The 20,039-nt window shown below is 45.2% G+C and carries 16 protein-coding genes; 12 read left to right on the forward strand and 4 right to left on the reverse strand.

The window, feature by feature from the left end; all coding sequences use genetic code 11:
• Positions 1-64 precede the first annotated feature (64 nt).
• Together NFI81_RS15815 and NFI81_RS15820 are read left to right on the forward strand one after the other, a co-directional pair.
• Positions 65-1,441 carry an alpha-amylase family glycosyl hydrolase gene (locus NFI81_RS15815; protein ID WP_234611478.1) on the forward strand — a complete coding sequence of 459 codons (1,377 nt, stop codon included), beginning with the start codon at positions 65-67 and terminating at the stop codon, positions 1,439-1,441.
• An 82-nt stretch (positions 1,442-1,523) separates the two neighbouring features.
• Entirely contained in the window at positions 1,524-5,684 is a 4,161-nt protein-coding gene (locus tag NFI81_RS15820) for a carbohydrate-binding protein (RefSeq protein WP_234611477.1), read from the forward strand.
• Here NFI81_RS15820 and NFI81_RS15825 read toward each other — a convergent pair.
• Complete coding sequence (locus NFI81_RS15825) at positions 5,681-6,688, reverse strand: GlxA family transcriptional regulator (RefSeq protein ID WP_234611476.1); 1,008 nt, start codon at positions 6,686-6,688, stop codon at positions 5,681-5,683. The two genes, NFI81_RS15820 and NFI81_RS15825, sit on opposite strands and share 4 nt — an antisense overlap.
• A 214-nt stretch (positions 6,689-6,902) precedes the next feature.
• On the opposite strand from NFI81_RS15825, the gene NFI81_RS15830 reads away from it, so the two are divergent.
• Complete coding sequence (locus tag NFI81_RS15830; RefSeq protein WP_234611475.1) at positions 6,903-7,400, forward strand: DUF1579 domain-containing protein; 498 nt, start codon at positions 6,903-6,905, stop codon at positions 7,398-7,400.
• A 2-nt stretch (positions 7,401-7,402) separates the two neighbouring features.
• Here the strand turns inward: NFI81_RS15830 and NFI81_RS15835 are convergent, their stop codons facing one another.
• Complete coding sequence (locus tag NFI81_RS15835; RefSeq protein WP_234611474.1) at positions 7,403-8,551, reverse strand: PDDEXK nuclease domain-containing protein; 1,149 nt, start codon at positions 8,549-8,551, stop codon at positions 7,403-7,405.
• 127 nt (positions 8,552-8,678) lie between these two features.
• Between NFI81_RS15835 and NFI81_RS15840 the strand changes: the two genes are divergently transcribed.
• Positions 8,679-9,848: a peptidoglycan DD-metalloendopeptidase family protein gene (locus tag NFI81_RS15840; protein WP_234611473.1), complete on the forward strand. Its 1,170-nt coding sequence runs from the start codon at positions 8,679-8,681 to the stop codon at positions 9,846-9,848.
• A 127-nt stretch (positions 9,849-9,975) separates the two neighbouring features.
• On the opposite strand, the gene NFI81_RS15845 is transcribed toward NFI81_RS15840, so the two are convergent.
• Complete coding sequence (locus NFI81_RS15845; RefSeq protein WP_234611472.1) at positions 9,976-10,380, reverse strand: hypothetical protein; 405 nt, start codon at positions 10,378-10,380, stop codon at positions 9,976-9,978.
• 202 nt (positions 10,381-10,582) lie between these two features.
• Here NFI81_RS15845 and NFI81_RS15850 point away from each other — a divergent pair, with 202 nt between their 5' ends.
• The 5 genes from NFI81_RS15850 (at position 10,583) to NFI81_RS15870 (ending at position 14,625) form a co-directional block, all read left to right on the forward strand.
• A complete protein-coding gene (locus NFI81_RS15850) occupies positions 10,583-12,505 on the forward strand; it encodes a tetratricopeptide repeat-containing sensor histidine kinase (RefSeq protein WP_234611471.1) in 1,923 nt (640 codons plus the stop codon).
• Positions 12,506-12,548: 43 nt separating this feature from the next.
• A complete protein-coding gene (locus NFI81_RS15855) occupies positions 12,549-13,166 on the forward strand; it encodes a response regulator (protein ID WP_234611470.1) in 618 nt (205 codons plus the stop codon).
• Between the two features lie 55 nt (positions 13,167-13,221).
• On the forward strand, positions 13,222-13,434 hold the full coding sequence (locus NFI81_RS15860; RefSeq protein WP_234611469.1) for a hypothetical protein: 213 nt from the start codon (positions 13,222-13,224) through the stop codon (positions 13,432-13,434).
• The gene (locus NFI81_RS15865) at positions 13,424-13,837 is read left to right on the forward strand and encodes a putative toxin-antitoxin system toxin component, PIN family (protein ID WP_234611468.1); all 414 of its coding nucleotides are present in this window, start codon (positions 13,424-13,426) and stop codon (positions 13,835-13,837) included. Before NFI81_RS15860 ends, NFI81_RS15865 begins: the two co-directional genes overlap by 11 nt.
• Before the next feature lie 80 nt (positions 13,838-13,917).
• Positions 13,918-14,625, forward strand: coding sequence for a hypothetical protein (locus NFI81_RS15870; RefSeq protein ID WP_234611467.1), 708 nt, complete (start codon positions 13,918-13,920; stop codon positions 14,623-14,625).
• A 14-nt stretch (positions 14,626-14,639) separates the two neighbouring features.
• Here NFI81_RS15870 and NFI81_RS15875 read toward each other — a convergent pair whose 3' ends face one another.
• Positions 14,640-16,094, reverse strand: a complete 1,455-nt coding sequence (locus NFI81_RS15875) for an arylsulfatase (RefSeq protein ID WP_234611466.1) — start codon at positions 16,092-16,094, stop codon at positions 14,640-14,642.
• Positions 16,095-16,439: 345 nt separating this feature from the next.
• On the opposite strand from NFI81_RS15875, the gene NFI81_RS15880 reads away from it, so the two are divergent.
• The 3 genes from NFI81_RS15880 to NFI81_RS15890 all read left to right on the forward strand — a co-directional run bounded on the left by NFI81_RS15880 (position 16,440) and on the right by NFI81_RS15890 (position 20,034).
• Entirely contained in the window at positions 16,440-17,498 is a 1,059-nt protein-coding gene (locus tag NFI81_RS15880) for a LacI family DNA-binding transcriptional regulator (protein WP_234611465.1), read from the forward strand.
• Between the two features lie 173 nt (positions 17,499-17,671).
• On the forward strand, positions 17,672-18,667 hold the full coding sequence (locus NFI81_RS15885) for a Gfo/Idh/MocA family protein (protein ID WP_234611464.1): 996 nt from the start codon (positions 17,672-17,674) through the stop codon (positions 18,665-18,667).
• The gene (locus NFI81_RS15890; RefSeq protein WP_234611463.1) at positions 18,664-20,034 is read left to right on the forward strand and encodes a neutral/alkaline non-lysosomal ceramidase N-terminal domain-containing protein; all 1,371 of its coding nucleotides are present in this window, start codon (positions 18,664-18,666) and stop codon (positions 20,032-20,034) included. The genes NFI81_RS15885 and NFI81_RS15890 overlap by 4 nt, the downstream gene beginning before the upstream one ends.
• The last annotated feature ends 5 nt before the right edge of the window (positions 20,035-20,039 follow it).

Genomic DNA, 20,039 nt, shown 5'->3' on the forward strand with positions numbered 1-20,039 from the left:
TACTCCTGTTACATTCGTATTATTGAAGAATTAGTTGGAGTGAAGTGGCTTAATTTTTTGAATCATGGATAATAACCAAATCGTTACAGCGCTTTTTGACGCTGTGCAAAATAATAATCTTGACATTGCCGGCGCAGACAAAAAATTTTACACCAAACTGGTCTTGCATGCCGCCGAAATTCGTGATCTATACACACAACTATACAATGACCACCCCGAATTCAGCGCCCACTTCACAAAGCTGATAGAAGTGCTGATTGCTTCCCATCTCAACCGGCCCCACGATTTAAAAGACCGGGACAATAAAAAGCCGGAAAACTGGTATTTAAGCAACGAGCTGGCTGGGATGAGCCTCCCAATGGAACATTTGAGCGGGCAATCAGGTAAATCCCCAGACAAACTCCCCTACTTCCAGGATCTTGGGATCAATGTGCTTCATCTGATCGATGCTGAGAAGGATATGGATCAAATAAGCGCTTTGTTGCATGAAAATGGCATTTCTCTAATGCTTGACTTGTCTCACAATGATCAGGCAATTTTAGATTATTCCAACCCAGGTGCATTAGTAAATCTGCTGACCGGTATTCTTGCACATGCTAATGTCGGTGTGGATATCTTACGGATCGATGTGGCTGACTTTCAGGGAAATCATTCCCAGCTCCATACCATTCTGCAGTTAATCAAACAGTGTTTACAGGTCACATCGCCCGGCATGGCCCTGGCGGTTTCAGCAAACGATTCACTGGAAGAGGCGATGAAATTTTTCGGGGAAGGCCGATACATGGCTAAGGAATGTGATTTTGTTTACAATAAAACCCAAACGGCTTTGCAATGGGACGCGCTGGCCTCCGGTCAGGTTTCTGCAATGGTCGAGGCTGAGGCTGCTTTGTCGGATAAACCTTTCGGCACAACCTGGATCACCTACACAAATGCTGATGATGATAGAAGCAGCACTTTGGCTTCGCTATGCGGATTGGAAAAGGCCATTCAGGAAAGAAGCGAAATGCAGATCAATACGGCGATCCAAAAAATGTTGCTCCTGCAAGCCAACAGTTTTTTCATAGGCGGACTTCCTATGCTTGCTTATCGAAATGAGGTGGAAGGCACCCTTGAAAACCAGCTTTTTTCCGGGACCAAAAAATTACTTGCAATCAGGAAAAGCCTTCATGTGGTTGCGGATACAAAAAATACGCGATGGCTGCCCCGGCATAATATCCACATAGCCGGTTTCGTGCGAAACGGCCGGGAAAAGGCACTTTACTGCATTTTTAATTATAGTGATGAAAGTGCATATCTGACCTGGCATTCATTCCGCTACAATGGTTATGCTCCTGAAAAACTATATGATCATTGGCGTGAAAATTTCTATGAACCAGGAAACGATGCCGAATTTTTGGTGATCGAACCTTACGGATTTTATCTGCTTGAAGTGGTGGCCTAATTAACCTAGTAAAGTTTCTACATTCTACCTAAAATAATTCAAACAAATTGTATCTTCCGAGAAAAATTATACCCCCTCGGGAATGAAAAGACTTTTACTGGCTTATTTTTTACTCTCCTCCTTTATCATTCAGGCACAGTCATATAAGTCCCTTCCGGGAAAGATTGAGGCCGAGGAATATACTACAATGAACTCAGTGGGCACTGAGGCAACATCAGACGCAGATGGCGGCCAGAATGTGGGCTGGATTCAGGATGGCAGCTGGATGGATTATGACGTGAACGTGGCCGTTGCGGGTCACTACACATTCCGGTTCAGGGTTGCCAATGGATACAGTCCGGAAGCGGCGCTTTCGCTTAAATCCGCCAATGGCGACGACCTTGGCCAACGCATTTTGCCGCAAACCGGCGGCATGCAAAACTACACCACCATTAGTTTTGTAGCATTGCTCCCGCAAGGCAACCAAACATTAAGGGTTTTCGCGGAAAAAGGCGGTTTCAATTTCAACTGGTTTGAAGCATCCGCCTCGCGCAACGTTTCCGGTAGGATCGAAGCGGAAGATTTTGATGCCGTTAGCGACGTTCGCACCGAAACGACCGCTGATACAGACGGAAACCTAAATGTAGGATACATTGATGATGGCGATTATTTGGATTACAATATTAAACTTGCAGCCGGCGGCACTTACACGGCCAATTTCAGGATTGCCAACAGCTATGGTTCTGGGGTTATTGAGATAAAAAATGGCAGTGGAACAGTATTAGGACAGCTTAACGTGCCTCAAACCGGCGGCTGGCAAAACTGGGCGACGCTCAGCACACAGCTAACATTACCAGCCGGAAGCCAGTTGATCCGCCTCGCAACACCGCAAGGCGCGTTCAATTTCAATTGGTTTGAACTCATTTCCCAAGGCGAACCTGCCATTGGCGTTGCGTTACCTGCAAGAATTCAATCGGAAAATTTTAACGCTTCCAACAACATTGGAACGGAAGCCACAACCGATGAAGGCGGAGGTGAAAATGTGGGCTGGATCCAGGATGATAGTTGGATGGAATACAAGGTCAACGCAGCGGAGCAGGGCATTTACACATTCAGCTATCGCGTAGCTAATGGTTATAGTCCCGAAGCTTCTTTTGCATTGAAAAAAAGTGATGGAACAGAGTTAGGTCGCGTTACTGTCCCGCAAACGGGCGGCATGCAAGGTTGGCGAACGGTTAATATGCTTGCAGCACTGCCCGCAGGAAATGAAACTTTGAAAATTCAATCCTTAAAAGGTGGCTGGAACTTTAACTGGTTTGAAGCCAAAGCATCACGCCCGCTTACTGGCAGGATGGAAGCTGAAACATTCGACCTCGCCAGCGACGTGAGAACCGAAGAAACCACCGACACAGACGGCGGCTCATCGGTCACTTACATTGACGACGCCGACTGGCTTGATTACAATGTGAAGATCGCAACGGCTGGCGCTTACACCATTGGTTTCCGGGTTTCGAATAGTTATGGAAATGGCCTTATCGAAATTAAAAACGGCGCTGGCACAGTCCTGGGAAATGTAAATGTTCCCCAAACAGGCGGTTGGAATAATTACAGCACAATCCGCACGACGGTTAATCTTCCGGCAGGCAGCCAAATTTTACGCATTTATGCAAATCGTGGCGCATTTAATCTGAACTGGTTTGAAATCACAACAGGCACCGTTCAGGAACAATCGACCATTACTTTTAGCGAGCTTGGCACCAAAGGCTTGCAGGAAGGAACCTTTAACCTGGTTGCCAGTAGCAACAACAACGAATCGCCTGTCACTTTTTCTTCTTCAAACACCGCAGTAGCAACCGTTTCCAATGCAACCGGCATCTGGAAAGTAACGCTTTTCGGCGCTGGACAAACAACAATAACGGCCTCGCAAAGCGCAAGCGAGCATTATTTGCAAGCAGACAATGTGAGCAGAAACTTAACCGTTACCGAACAATCCACCCCTACCGACCCCATAGCAGGAGCGAAAATTATCCTCGACCCAAAACGCTGGTATCAGCTAACCAATGCTGCTAATGGATTGGAAGGGCTTTTTGACGGCAATACGCAGGCCGATGTGCTTACAGGCTGGGGAAAGGCGATCGACTACTACGACGCTTATTATCCGCTGAAAGACGGCGAACAAATCACATTGGAAAGTGTTAAATTTTTCGATTTCACGGGTTCGACAGAAAATCAGCCGTTCATTTTGTCTGTCATTGACGACCAATGGAACCGCATTCAGGTGGCGACATTCACTGGCTCGGTCTATAATGGCTGGGTTGGGCCTTATCCGGATAGAGCTTCCAATACGCAATTTAAGCTGGATGCACCTGTCTCCAACATCCGCTATTTAGTTTTAACAATTCCAAACTTACTCCCTACCGAGCTGGAACTGTATGGAAGTTATACGCCAGCACCACCATCCAATGCGCCGGGACGCACGAAGAACATTCGGTTAAATGACCTTTTGGGCGTGAATGGTTACGAGTGGAATTTCCAGGATGGCGCACATACGGAATCGCTTGTCGAGTCGAAAGTGACTGCTGCTAAAAGCTTTTCCGGTTTCCGGCATTATATGGATTGGGAAAAACTGGAATCGAGAGAAGGTGTTTTTTCTTATAATCCAACATTAAGCGGAAGCTGGAACTATGACCTGATCTACGAGAGACTAAAACAGGAAAATATAGAAGTGCTGGCTTGTTTGAAAACGCTTCCGGGATGGATGCTGGCCTCTTATCCTGAGGGCGAAAGAGATTCCGAGAATGTGCCGGTGCGTTACGGAAAGGATTTCAAAGACCCGCTTTCTTACATTGAACAAGCCAAAGTCGCGTTCCAATACGTTGCCCGTTATGGCAGCAATGTGAATGTTGACCCATCCTTATTGAAAGTAGACACGATCCCAAGATGGCATGGTGACTATGCGAACACCGTAAAGATCGGCCTGGGTCTGATCAAATATATTGAATGTGATAATGAGCGTGATAAATGGTGGAAGGGCAGAAAAGGTTATCAAACCGCGCGCGAATATGCTGCCAACATTTCGGCATTTTATGATGGTCATAAAAACACAATGGGACCGGGAGTGGGCGTAAAAAATGCTGATCCCAACATGAAGGTTGTAATCGCCGGAATGGTCACCGGCCCTGATTATCTCAAAGGAATGGTTGACTGGTGCAAAGAATTCAGGGGTTACCGTCCCGATGGCAGCGTTAACCTTTGCTGGGACGTGGTGAATTTTCACCTTTATACAGATGACGCTTCCTCGAACCAAAGCGGCACTTCCACGCGGGGAGTGGCTCCCGAGGTTGGTACTGCGCACATAACGCTTGATAATTTTGTAAAAACATCCAAAGAAATGTCGCAAGATATGCCAGTTTGGATCACGGAAGCGGGTTATGATCTAACACAAACCAGTCCATTGAAAGCGATTCCCATTGGTGACAAATCTCCAATGCAAACACAAGCCGACTGGATCCTGCGCACGTCGCTGTTTTCGGCTCGCCATGGCATTGAGAAGGTTTTTTATTATCAAATGTATGATGATAACCCCGCCTGGGGATGGATGTTTGGGTCTTCGGGCTTACTAAATGATGACCAGTCACGCAGGCCAGTATCTGATTATTTTGTTCAAACCAAAAACCTGTTTGGTGATTACGTTTACAAAGAAACCATTCATGCTGACCCGGTTGTGGACCGCTATGAACTGAATGGCAAATCGCTGTTCATACTCGCTATCCCTGACGAAGTGGGCCGTACAGCCGAGTATACCATTAATTTAGGAGAGACAGGCGTTGCGAAAATTTACACGCCAACAGCCGGAAGCGACCATATGGCAATGCAGGAAAAAGGCATCGTAGACGGAAAAGTAACGGTTACGGTCACAGAAACACCCATTTTCGTAATGGCTTCAAATGCACAAAATGCGAGAACTGCAGCAGCAGCGCCTGAACTGGGTGAAGAGTTGCCCTTGCACGAAGATGTAAATGTTTTCCCAAATCCGATAACGGATTTTGTTAACATTGAATTGGCAAATGAAAATAGTGCAGATGTTACGCTAAAAGTTTTCGATGCAAAAACTGGAAGACTATATCAGAATGGCCATGTGCAAAAGCCATCAAACAAATTGTCCCACAAACTTGATCTGACACATTTGCCGATTGGCACATATATCATCGAAGTGAAACAGGGAAATCAAAGCACATTCCGCAAGGTGGCAAAGGTGCATTAATAATGGGCGACGCCGCGGTTTGCCATCCGGCTTCCGTCCAGCCTTGAAATGTTAAATTTGTCACGGTATTCTTTTGGCGTAACGCCCGTGCTCTTTTTAAACAGCTGCCGAAACGATTTCAGGTCGTTATACCCTGAGTTCAACATTACTTCTAGCACGCTTTGGTCTGTCTGTGCAAGGAGTTTTTTGGCTGCTTCAATGCGCGTCCTTTGTAAATATTCAATAGGCGTAACGCCAACCGCCTGCTTAAACCGCCGCACTACATTGCGCCTGCTCGCCGGAATATCCTGGATTAAAGCCTCAATGGTGCTTCCCTCCTGATATTCTTTCTCGATTTTTTGCTGAGCCATATTTACCAAACCATCGCCATGATCCAGCGCCGGCGAAAAAGTGCCGAAATAGGTTTGCTGCTCACGGTCCATATCGATCGCGAACATTTTGGCAGTTTGTAGCGTCAACTCTTTGCCGCAAAATCTTTGGATCAGATAAAGCATTAAATGAAAGCTGCTCGTTGCGCCGCCGCTTGTGTAAATACCATGGTCATCAGTCACAACAGCATCGCTTTTCATGATCACCTCCGGGAAGTTTGAAGCCAGTGCCATAGCGGCGTCGATGTGGGTTGTTGCCTCCTTTCCATTCAATAAGCCAGCCGCTGCGAGTAAGAAAGCGCCGGTGCAAAAGCTGGCAATTTCAGCTCCATTCTTGTATTGATCCCAAAGCCAGGGAATGCATATCTGGTTTTTCGCGATCGAGGCTTTCAAGTCACCCGCACCGAAAGCCGGCACCAATATGAGGTTTTGCTGCTCTGCCAAAGTCACCGAGCTGATTTCATAAGCCCCGTAAAACTGCGGTGGATTGATGTCCGGAGAAAAAAGATTAATATTAAAAAAAGGAGCGCCGTGCTCCCGCTCGTAAAACATGTTCGCCGATTCAAAAACATCCAGGATAGCCGCTACACTTAGCAAACGATGCTTATTTGTAATCAAAAGACCTAACTGTATCATTGTGTTGACGATTTAAGCAAAGTGCGGGACAATATAATGTTTTTTTGTCTCAAATGCCCCTCTTACTTGACCGTTTGAATCCAGTTAATTATAAATTATGTCCTTATTTTTGTTTTAGACTAAAATTGAAAACTAATATTAATGCCACCGATGCACAAATATCCACGAATAGGATTTGTGAAAATCCGTGCATTCCTGGCAAAATCCAAACCCCATGGCCAAATCAAAATTCGAAACATCCTTAGAATCAGGCGTTCATCAACAGCTGCAATCGCTCATCGGAACCTGGAAAGGAACCACTAAAACCTGGTTCGAGCCAGGAGTTGTAGCAGACGAATCACCTATGGAGGGCACAATCCGTTCCATACTGGGAGGCCGATTCGTCATGCACGAATACAAAGGATCATTAACGGATCAACCCTTCGAGGGCATCGCCATTTACGGCTTCGACATCCCAAATAATAATTTTCAGTCTGCGTGGATTGACAGTTTTCACATGGGAACCGGGGTAATGTTATCCAACGGTGCTCCCACAACGTCCGGCTTCTCAGTCCTCGGCAGTTACGGCAGCCCCGATTTTCCCGAACCCTGGGGCTGGCGCACCGTCGTTGACCTGCTAGACAACGATAACCTCATCATCACAGCCTACAACATTTCCCCCGAAGGCCAGGAAGACAAAGCCACGGAAACGATTTACAAGCGGGTTGGGTAAAATTAATGTTGAGCCAATTCTTTTTTAATGAATATTTCGAGTTCTTCTTTTGTGGGCAGTTCGACGATGTACTTGCTGACAAACAGCGGCATATCGCTGTCTGCAACTGCATACTCGATCAGCGCCTTGTTCTGATCCGTAACTAGTAACAATCCTACGGGTGGGTTGTCATTCGGCTGCATTATATCTTTTTTGTAGTAATTGATGTAAGTTTTTAGCTGTCCGATATGTTCATGTTTTGCCTCATTGGTCTTCAATTCAACCAGCACATGGCACTTCAAAATACGATGATAAAAGACCAGATCAATAAAAAAGTATTCTCCGCCTATCGTGATGCGCTTTTGCTTGGCTTCAAAACAAAACCCATGACCGAGTTCTATCAAAAATTCTTCCAGATTATCAATCAGCGCTTGTTGCAGATCATTTTCATAAACAACTTCCTTGGCCTTTAATCCCAAGAATTCAAAAGTGAAAGGAGACTTGATGAGATCAGCCAGGTTTGCTTTTTCCGAAGTTTCATTCACGTGCAAACTAAGCTTTTCCGAGTCAATGCTCATCCCCGATCGCTCATAATACAGCGTATTGATCTGACGCTTCAATTCACTCACGCTCCAATTGCCTTTGATGCATTCGCTTTCGTAGAAGCTACGTTTCTCCGTAGAATTGAGAGGGAAAAGCTGAACAAGGTGAGTATAAGACAACCTATCAATAAGTTTTTCCAGATCTACCTGAACATTTGAACCGTTATCGGCACCTCTTGCGAACACGGCATTTCCTCTATTAAGCAACTCATTATCAACTGTAAGTAATTTGGCAATCGGTAATTGCCAAATTGAAGCGCCTCCGATTCCAAGCTGGCCAAGTTGGCTACCAATGATTTGTGAAATTTCGGGATATAGCAAGTAAAATTGTCTGCAAAGCCGAAGGTTGCGGGCTGAATAAGCATTCTGATTGAGTGAATCAGAAAGTCGTTGAAGCAATTTATCTCCATACTTTGCCTTGTCCTCACCATTCTGCTCAAATTCGACAATGTAAAAGCCGACCAGCCAATTTTTAAGCGTTACATGCTTGTTGATCGCTTTGATTGCATTCTGATGAAGCGTGGTGTGCGTTGCCTCAATGGCATTAACCAATACGTTGTAATTTTTCATGTTTGCCGGATGATAGTATAAAAAATGTAGTGTCGGCAAATTATGCACTTCACCTCATTAGCACCCAATCCATTTCCCCAATGGCACGAATTTGTTAACCATCGGTAAAAGGTTAATAATTGTCGAAATGAAATATTTGATACGGCTTTTGATTGTGGCGTTGGTGATTGAGTTTGCCGTTTCTTGTAAGCCAGTGCCGGTTTCGCATTGGTTTCCGGTGACTCCGCTGGAACATTATGAGAAGGAGCTTTTTAAGGCGAAAATGGAGAAGACTGCTGCTGGGCAAACCTGGTTCAGGGTTAGCGATGCCGTTTTGAATGATTCCATATTTTCGCTCGCGCCCTACCAGGAGCGGTTTTTCCTTGGGGATTCCGTCCCGGCGCAGGCGATACGGTTAAACATCCCCGAAGGAAGAAGATTGGTCATAGCGCCCTCGCGTGAGCCGGAAGATACTTCGTCGCATTTTTTCATGGAGCTATACAAGATCAAGCATAACGGTAAGCCGCAGCGACTCGACTACATCAGCGACAAAATGCAAACATTAACCTACACAAATGATGACTCCGACACATTATTACTGCGCTTACAAACCGGTCTAGGTGAAAAAATAGCAGTTTCCCTTTCGTTAACCACCGAGCCAGCATTAGGTTTCCCGGTTTCAGGACATGATATGTCATCGGTGATCAGTTTTTGGGGAGCGGACCGGGATGGCGGAATCCGCTCACATGAAGGAATTGATATTCGGGCGAAGCGAGGAACGCCTGTCGTCGCAGCACAAAATGGCTTCGTAACCCAAACGGGAACCAACAATCTGGGTGGAAAAGTCGTTTTCCTATCCTCCATGAATAGCCCATATTCATTGTATTATGCACATCTGGATAGTCAACTGGTTTCTGTTGGAAAGCGTGTGGTTGTGGGCGATACACTTGGACTGGTAGGAAACACAGGCAATGCAATTACCACAGCGCCGCACCTGCATTTTGGCATTTATGCCCGGGGTTCCGGAGCGGTGAATCCGTTGTCGTTTATTGATAACCGCAAAGAAAAAATTCCCGGCTTGCCCGAACGGTCGCGTTGGCTCGGCGACACGGTTCGCATCCGACGTAAAGCCAATTTATATATCTCTCCGCAGTTTGAACAGTCTGGTAAAATCGCCTCCATTTCAGCCAATACATTGGTGCGAATACTGGGAGAAATGGCGAAAGGTTTTCGGGTAGAATTGGAAAACGGCACGAAAGGATACATTCCTTCGGTTCCGTTTGAAGCTTATTCGAAACAAATTTCATTGAATAAATAACATTGAAATAAAAAAATCCGGGAGCAGAAAAACTGGTAAATCTGCCCCGGATCCGCATACAGCCTGGAAGCAAGCGCCTCTGACTGTGATCTTCTATAAACCTATTTTAATTCAGTTAACCATTGCACTATTGTTTGTCTGCAATCATTTCGATTTCCTGGCCGTCAAAAACCACGAAAATGTTCAGCTTATTGGATCTAACGCTTCCTACTTTTTCTGTCCCTTCATAAATGTCAATCCCTGTGCTTCCTGCATTTTTAAGGTTTAATGTTCCCAGATCTTCATCCGGTTCTGAAACGCCGTCCAGTTTCAGCTTCATTTTGGCAGTCACAACTTCGGCAGAAAACTTATCGAGCAGAACAGTGATTGCTGCTCCATTTAACGGCTTGTTGGTTCCGTCCACATTCAACTCCGTCACCTTGTAAGTGCCCGCAACCTGGGCGGCCAGTTCAGGTGCCGGATCCTTGGCTTTGTCTTCCTCGCAGGCAAAAAATAATGTACTCAGGAATAAAATCAGAAAAATCTTTTTCATGGCTGTTTTGATTAATAATTGAATAGATAAATGTTATAAAATGTCCTTTTTGACTCTACAAAGGTAGATGGCTAGTAGCCAGGCAATCAATCCTCTAAAAGTAGGATTTTCGAAAAATCATGCTTTTAGAGGATATTATTGAAAGGTTTTATTTAGGAATTTTACACCCGTAATTTTCCATACATAACTCCTCCGTGAATCGATGAAATTAGTTTATACGACGGCCTTACTCTTTTTTCTTTATACACATGCGAGCGCTCAAAGCGCAGATGCGATTTTGAAGAAGATCAGGGAAAGTAAGGAAGACACCAACCGCGTGCTGGCATACATTGAATATGGCCAGTTGCTCGAAAACCAGAATCTTGACAGTGCCGGTAAATATTATTTGAAGGCAGAAGCATTGAGCCAAAAGCTGGACTATAATATGGGGAAGTTCAAATTCCGCTCGAATTACACCTATATCCTGAATTTGCAAGGAAAATTTGAGCAGGGGCTTAAACTGAATAGAGAAAGTTTCGACATCGCCAGGGACATGAAACACGAGGTGAATATTGGAAAAAGCCTCGCTAATATTGCCACCAGCCACGTCTACATGGGCAATTTTACCGAAGCCATTAAATATTACCAGCGATCGGCAGACCAGTTTGAGAAGTTAGGAATGAAGGAATTTCTTCCAAGACTTTACATTAGCATCGGGTCTGCATTCGAGCATGCCAATCTTTTTAATAAGTCATTGGTATACAAACAAAAAGCCTTGCAGCTGGCGCGTCCGATGAAGGACAGCCTTACACTGGCAGACATTCTGACGAATCTCGGTGGCTGTTATTTCAATTTAAAGCGATACAAGGAAGGTCTGGCTGTTTACACTGAGGGACTTGCAGTGGCGCAAAAGATTAAGTCCGACATTTTTGTGGTGCAGGCTTATGGCGGACTTTGCCGGGTTAACCGCGGACTGAAAAAACTGGACATTGCCCGGGAATACGGAGAAAAAGGCTTGGATCTGGCCAGGAAAACGGGAAATGTGTTTTTGGAAATGGAATGCCTCCGGGCGCTTATGTTCGTAGCTGAGGATAGTAACCAGCCTGAGCTTTCTGCCAAATACACCCGGGAAGCGCTCAAAATTGCAGAAGACAACGAAATGACGGATCATTTGGTGGAGCTTTATGAAGATTACGCAACCGACCTGGCGCGCGAAAACAATTACAAAGGCGCATACGATTATCTGATGAAATACACGATCATGAATGACTCGATCCAGGGACTTGACATTCAAAAACAATTGCAGGAACTGGACACGAAATATCTGACAGCCCAAAAGGAAAAGCAGATCGTCACGCTTGAAAAGGAAAAACAAACACGCAACACTCTAATTTATAGCCTCATAGCAGGCTTGGTTGTATTCATATTGATAGCGGTTTTAGTTTACAGGAACATTGCGATCCGCAAGCGGATCGCCGAACAGGAAGTTTTACAATTGCAGCAGGAAAAACAACTGGTAGCCACAAACTCGATTTTGAAGGGCCAGGAAGAAGAACGCACCCGCGTAGCCAGAGACTTGCATGACGGTCTCGGCGGATTATTATCTGGTATCAAATTAACTTTAAATTCCGTGAAAGGAAATGTAATTCTACCCGAGGAAAGCGCTATGACCTTTACCCGGGCACTCACACAACTAGATGGCGCGATCAGCGAAATGCGCCGCGTGGCACACAGCATGATGCCCGAAACATTGGTCCGCTTTGGCCTGATCGAAGCGCTGAATGATTTCTGCGAGGGGATCAGTGCATCCGGGCAATTAAAAGTGACCATGCAGGATTTCGGCTTCGAAAACCGGCTGGATTCTTCCATCGAAATCGTGCTTTACCGCGTCGTGCAGGAGCTTTTGAACAATGTGCTTAAATATGCCGAAGCCACGGAAGCGCAGGTGCAGCTTACCTGGATCGGCAATAATGTGAGCCTTACGGTGGAGGACAATGGAAAGGGTTTTGATGTCCGTAGTCTGGAAACCAGCAAGGGGGCAGGATTTAGAAATGTGCAGGCCCGGGTTGATTATCTCAACGGCAAGCTCGACATTCAATCCACTCCCGAAGAAGGCACGTCGGTGCTGGTAGAAATTGTAGTATAAATTGCTTTTAGCAAAAAACGTATCCCAACTTTATCTGAACATTATGAGCGTTAAAATCCTGATTGTAGACGACCATCCGTTGGTTTTGGAAGGCCTTAAATCGCTGTTATCCGAAAGCGAGGGCTTATCGGTCGTGGGGACCGCAACCAACGCCATTGACGCCATTGCATTTCTCAAAGCCAATGAAGTCGACATTGCTTTTTTAGACATTAACCTGCCCGACATCAGCGGAATTGAGCTTTGTAAGAAGGTGAAGGACCAGTTTCCCGAAGTCAAAACGCTTGCATTGAGCACATTCAGCGAGCGCGCTTATGTGTCCCGCATGATCCAGAACGGCGCTTCGGGATATCTGATCAAGAGTTCGAGCAAGGAAGAAATTTTGGAAGCGATTCAGCAAGTGCAAGCCGGCGGTTATTTCATGAATGTCAATTTTGACCAGGCAGCTGCCACGCCCACGCCAAAAACCATCCCATTCCTGACCCGCCGCGAAAAAGAAGTCCTCATCCTCATCGCCGAAGGCCTCACTAACCCCCAGATCGCCGACAAACTTTTCGTAAGCGTCACCACCGTAAACAGCCACCGCCAAAACCTCCTAATGAAATTCGAAGTTTCAAATACCGCATCGCTCATTAAACTAGCAGCGGGATTGGGGTTGATTTAAAAGGATAAGCAAAGTTTCAATTGGTGGGATACTCAAAAAATTATTAAATTTGAGAATGACAACATTAAGAGTAAGCATACTGAACCCCAAAGCGACGAAATTGCTGAAAGATCTGGCAGATCTTGAACTAATAGCAATTGAAAAGCAGTCTGCTTCAGGCTTTGCTTCAATTCTCAAACGACTACGTTCCAAAAACAAATCAATTCCCAATATGGATGAAATCACCAGGGAAGTAGAATTGGTCCGTAGCAAACGATATGAGAAATAATTCTAAAAAAATAATTTTAGACACCAATCTTTGGATAAGTTTTCTCACTTCAAAAGACTTTTCGAAGCTCGATAAGATCCACTTCTCCCGGAAATGCCGCTTGGTTTTTAGCGAAGAACTTATGCAGGAATTCTTGCAAGTCGCAGGCCGCCCAAAATTCAAAAAATATTTTTCCTCTGATGATCTGGAAGCAATTCTAGAATCAATAGAAGAGTTTGCGGATTTTGTTCACGTCACCACAGTAACAACGCTCTGCCGCGATCCGAAGGATAATTTTTTACTTTCGCTGGCAATTGATAGTAAAGCTAATTATTTGCTAACTGGGGACACTGATCTCCTGGATATCAAGAAAATAACTAATACTGAGATATTGACGATTTCCCAATTTTTACAAAAAATATAGTTTCTCTTAAATGCCTGAGGTCGACCGACGTATACTGGCAAGGATTTTTTACTTCTTATAGGAATACTAATCCAATCCGTATGGTTAAGACGATTTACTGTTTCTTTTTTGTGTTGGTCTTTTCTGCTTCAGGCGCTTTTGCGCAGCTTACTATTTTTAATGTTTCTTCTTCCGAAATTACGGAAAAGAATAAATTGAGCTTTCAGCAGCAATTTGAAATCCAGGATGTTATCAACTCTACAACCACCGCGACTTACGGTCTTGGCAAATTTTGGGAAGTAGGTGTTAATGTTTTCAATGTCAACTACGAACGCGCTTCACATCATTTTGTCCACAACGATTCCAGTGATGTTGAGCCCTATGCGCCTCTCGTCCTTGTCAATACACAGAAGTTATTCAAAATTAATAAAGTGCTGGGAATCGGATTGGGCGGTTTGATCGGGACAAATCTTGCCCATAAAAAGCATCTGGTCTATTTTACTTACACCAATCTCGCTGCTTCACTCGCAGATGAACATTACAAACTTGCAGCCGGAGGCTATTTTGCAAATAACGGCTACCTCGGTGAAGGTCCTATTAAAGGAGTTCAACTTGGCCTTGATGCCGGAATCTGGTATGAAAAAATACACCTATTAGCCGACTGGCTTTCCGGCTCCAATTCCAAAGGCCAACTTTCCACAGGCGTCGGAATATATTTCCTGAAACATCTGCCCGTATCAGTAGGCTGGCAACGCTCCAATGCCGACGGCTCCCAAGGCTGGGTGCTGCAAGTTACCTATGTTCCCTAATTTGCTAATTAATTTCACTCATTCGTCACCAAACTTCCAAAGGGGAATAATGTGGACGAGACGTGCGCGCGATTCATGATTTGGCCTAGTTCTTTGGCTTTTTCCGGGAATTGGGGGGTAATGTTTGTGGTTTCGCCCGGGTCTTTGGAGAGGTCGTAGAGTTCAACTAACGCATCGGGGTTCCCGGCAGCTTTTAACCTTACCGCTTTCCAGTTGCCTTGCCTAACCGCCTGTCTGCCACCTTGTTCATGAAATTCCCAGTACAAATAATCGTGCTTTTTCTGAGTAGGCTTGCCTTTTAATGCATCCGTGAACGATATGCCGTCAATGTTGGATGGCGGTTGGGCATTCGCCAATTCGGTGAAAGTGGGTAAAATGTCCCAAAATGCGCCAATGTAGTCACTCTTTGAATTTGGTTTGATAACTCCTGGCCAGCGTGCGGCGAATGGCTCTCTTACCCCGCCTTCATACAAATCACGCTTTACGCCGCGGAAGCCGCCGCTGCTATTGAAAAATTTCGGGTCCGCGCCGCCTTCCACGTGTGGGCCGTTGTCGCTGGTGAAGATGACGAGCGTATTTTTGTCCAGCCCTTTTTCCTTTAATTTATCCAAAACCTGCCCCACGTACATATCCAGACGTGAAACCATGGCCGCAAATGTGGCCCGCGGATATTCCTGGGAAGCGTAGCCACCGCTTTTTGCATTGGAACCATAATCTGCGCCACGGTGAAATTTCTCTTCAAACTTGCCTTTATAAGACTGAAAAATACTATCGTCGGGCACGAGCAACTCGGCGTGTGGCAAAATGTAGGGCAAAAATAGGAAAAATGGCTGCTTACCATCGCGGCTATCCATAAAGCTCAGCGCCTTTTTCTGGATAAGATCGGGTGCGTATTCCTTATTATAAAGCAGGTTTTTATTGGCTTCGAGAACTATTTTCTTATCATTTTCCCAAAGATGGTTCGGATAATAACGGTGAGCGAGACTCTGGCAATTATAACCATAAAACTGATTGAAACCCTGTTTATTAGGATCTCCCTCCGATCCAACCGGGCCCAGCCCCCACTTTCCAAATGCACCGGTAACGTAACCTGCTTTTTGCAAAATTTCAGCAACCGTTAAAACAGAATCCGCAATGGGCTGCTGGCCCTCTGGCGAAACGCTTTTATTTCCCCTTATATAGGTATGACCCGTGTGCTGGCCGGTTAATAAGGAAGATCTGGAAGGTGCGCAAACAGAAGTTCCTGCATAAAATTGGTTAAAAATCATCCCTTCCCGCGCCAAACGGTCAATGTTAGGTGTTTTAATGAGCTTTTGTCCATTAAATCCAACATCCCCGTAACCAAGGTCATCGGCAAGAATAAAAATAATATTGGGGCGAGCTGCTTTTGGGGTCTGAGTCTGTGCGTTTAATTCCGCTCCGGTGAGATGAACTATCAAGCAGCAAATCAGTGCAATAACGTTTTTCATTATTTACTACTATATTTGATTCACTTCAAAAAGACATTATAACCGCTGGAATACTTGAAAATCGGTGGCTATCTTTGCCCTGATACCCTACGACAGCACAGACGACTCGCATGAAATTGACAACCACCGAAAATTCCGGCAAGTCGGTCCTGAGCTGTCTCATAGGGTATCAGGGTTCAATAGTATTTATCCCGATGCAATCTTGAAGTTATAATCTACTTACTTGATAGACAAAATAAGGAGATAATAATCAAACATACAATAGTCATCAGCAATAAAGCTTTGCTGACAGGTAGATTTTTTAAAATACCACTTCTTTGGTAATCTATTATTACTAACCTTTCGATGGAGAAAGACAATACTTATTTTGGCGTAAAAGAGATTGCGCGGCGTGCCAATGTTTCGATTGCCACGGTGGACAGGGTCATTCACAACCGGACCGGCGTTTCTGAAAAAACCAAAAAGAAGATCAACGAGATCATCAAGGCGCTTGATTATCAACCCAATATCCTAGCCAGCCGCTTGGCTTCGCGTAAAATTATCTCTCTTGCTGTGCTGCTTCCAAAAGTTTCTCCGGAGACTGATTTCTGGGAAGCGCCCCTCAAAGGAATCGATCGTGCGCAGCAGGAAATTAAAAAATATGGTGTTCAGGTCACCACTTTTCTTTTTGATCTGAATGATCATAATTCTTTCAATGAACAAACAAAATTAATCCTGGAAGGCACATTTAATGGTGTTTTGATGGCACCGTCCTTCGTTGAAGAAGCCCGCGGATTTGTCAAGGCTTGTAATAAATTAAAAATCCCCTTTACATTCATTGATTCGGACATTCCGGACCAGGAAAATCTGACCTATATCGGCCCGCATTTGTTTCAAAGCGGTTATGTAGGGGCCAAGCTGCTGACTTACCGGCTGAAAGAAAAGCACAAAGTGCTGGTTGTCAATATTTCAAAAGACACTGATACTTATAATTATCTGCAAATCGAGGAAGGCTTCCGGTCGTATTTCAAAGATCACAATCTCCCGGGTGAGATCATTCGTGTGGACATTAAAGATACGGACAGTCTCTCCGTAACGCGCGACCTTAAACGCATCCTGCATACGCATGAGGACATTGAGGCGATTTTCGTCACCAATTCACGCGTTTCCGCAGTCGCCTCTTTTCTTGAAAAAAATAAGCGCGGCGACATCTCTTTAATAGGCTACGATTTTCTTAAAGAAAACGTCCGCTATCTGAATGAAGGGCTGATTGATTTTCTGATCTGCCATAAACCCGAAGAACAGGGTTACCGCGGATTAATGGCGCTATATCAAACATTGGTGCTCGGAACCGCCGTGGAAAAAGTACATTTTATGCCTATTGACATTATTACAAGAGAAAACCAGGCCTTTTATCAAAATTAAAGGCATAACCGGCAAAAGACCATATAAAGTCCTTTGTTTTAAGGTTAGTCCAAAATAATTTACAATCAAATCGATCAATAAGTTGTTAGTAAAAATATATTAGTATATTTACGGGTACGTACCCGACATTGTTTTTTGATCTTGTCTATTCCTAAACACTTTACCATTTATATATGCAACTGAGCAGAAGAAACTTCATTCTCCAATCCGTCGCAACCGGCGCGGGATTGGGACTATTGGATTATTTACCTGCATTGGCGAAGCCAGCCGACGGCAAAAGAGTGGGCATTATAGGGCTGGACACCTCCCACAGCATTGCTTTTACCAAAGCGCTAAACGCCGATCAGCCAGATCCTGTTTACGACGGCTACAAAGTCACAGCCGCCTATCCGTATGGCAGCAAAGACATTGAGTCCAGCGCCAAACGCATCCCGGGATACATTGACGAAGTAAAAAAAATGGGTGTCAAGATCACCAGCTCGATTCAGGAATTACTGGCCGAAACGGATGTAATCCTTTTGGAAACCAATGATGGCCGACTGCATTTGCAACAGGCAACAGAAGTTCTCAAAGCTGGTAAAAGAATGTTCATCGACAAACCCGTAGCCGGCTCATTAACAGACGCAATTGCCATTTATAAGGCTGCTGAAAAATATAAGATCCCTGTTTTCTCTGCCTCCTCATTAAGATATATCAAAGGGCTCGAAAGTGTAGATAAGGCCAAAGTTCTGGGCGCCGACACTTACAGTCCGGCGGTTCTGGAAAAAACCCATCCTGATTTTTTCTGGTATGGGATTCACGGGGTGGAAACGCTTTATACCGTCATGGGAACTGGGTGTAAAAGTGTTACCCGCGTCAACACGCCTAACACCGACATAGTTGTAGGCATATGGGGGGATGGCCGCACGGGCACATTCCGCGGAACGCGCACAGGAAAACACGACTACGGCGGAACAGTTTTCACGGAAGACGGTAATAAAGTTTTAGGCCCTTATGGTGGTTATGCGCCGCTTTTGGTGGACATTATCAAGTATTTCAAAACAGGGGAAATGCCTGTAACTCCTGAGGAAACCATTGAAATATTTGCCTTCATGGAGGCGGCTGACGAGAGCAAACGGCAAGGCGGAAAAAGCGTAACATTAGAAAGTGTGCTAAAAAAAGCCAAATGAGATTATTGATCTTTTCGCTTCTCATCGTTTCCCAATTCCCGGTTTTTGGTCAAAACAAAGGCTGGAAAGCGGGTGTTGCGCGTGCGGTAATCACGCCTGAAAATTCCATGTGGATGGCCGGTTTTGCAGCGAGGACCAAGCCTTCCGATGGCAAACTGCACGATTTGTGGGCAAAGGCACTTGCATTGGAAGACGCGAATGGGAAGCGGGCGGTGCTGATCACAACAGATTTGCTGGGTATGCCTAAAAACATGTCTGACGAAATCCGGAAAAGAGTGAATGATCAGTTTAAATTGTCAAAAGCACAGATCATCATCAACAGCTCGCATACGCATTCCGGCCCGGTTCTCGGCGATGCTTTATCGGACATTTACCCTGTGGATGCAGCCGAAAAGCAGAGCATCAGCCAATATTCCCAGAAACTGATCGACCAGCTTGTGATTTTGACTGGTAATGCATTAAAATCCCTGCAACCGGCAACAATACAATCGCAAAACGGCGTGGCCCGTTTCCAGGTAAACCGCCGGAATAATGATGCGGCAAATTTGGAAAGGCTCACAGAAATTACCGGCCCGGGCGATGCGGCCGTGCCGGTCTTGAAAGTGGCGGACGCAAACGGAAAAATAATGGCGATTGCATTTGGATATGCCTGCCATCCCACGGTTTTGGATAATTACCAATGGTCGGGCGATTATCCTGGCTATGCGCAAATTGAGCTGGAAAAGCTTTATCCCGGCACCACAGCCTTGTTTTTTCAAGGAGCCGGCGCAGATCAAAATCCGCTTCCCCGCCGCACAATCCCGTTGGCTATTCAATATGGGAAAACACTTGCAGCCGCAGTTGAACGTGTTTTAAGCGAAGATATGAAAATATTGGAACCCACATTAACAACAGCTTATACCGAAATTGACCTAGCTTTAACCACTGCACCAACGAAGGAGAATCTTACCAAAATGGCCGAAAAAGCCGAAGGGTATCAGAAGAAATGGGCATTGAGAATGCTGGACAAAGCCAATAAGGGTGAAGCTTTCCAGAGCTCCTACCCTTTCCCGCTTCAAGTCTGGAAGCTTGGCGATCAGGCGATTATGACGCTGGGTGGTGAGTTAGTGGTGAGTTATGCCATCAGCCTGAAACAGATTTTCGGCCAGGATACTTTCGTGATGGGATATTCCAATGACGTGATGACCTACATTCCCAGCACGACTATTCTGAGAGAAGGCGGTTACGAAGGTGAGGTGGCGCAAATCGTTTATGGATTGCCTGCAACCTGGGCTTCGGATGCTGAAATTCAGATCATTAGCAACATGGTTAAGCTCGCGAAAGAAGCAGGAATAGTGAAACCCGAATCAAGGCTCATAAAAAATTAATTAAA

Source organism: Dyadobacter fanqingshengii (genome assembly GCF_023822005.2).
Classification (GTDB): Bacteria; Bacteroidota; Bacteroidia; order Cytophagales; family Spirosomataceae; genus Dyadobacter; species Dyadobacter fanqingshengii.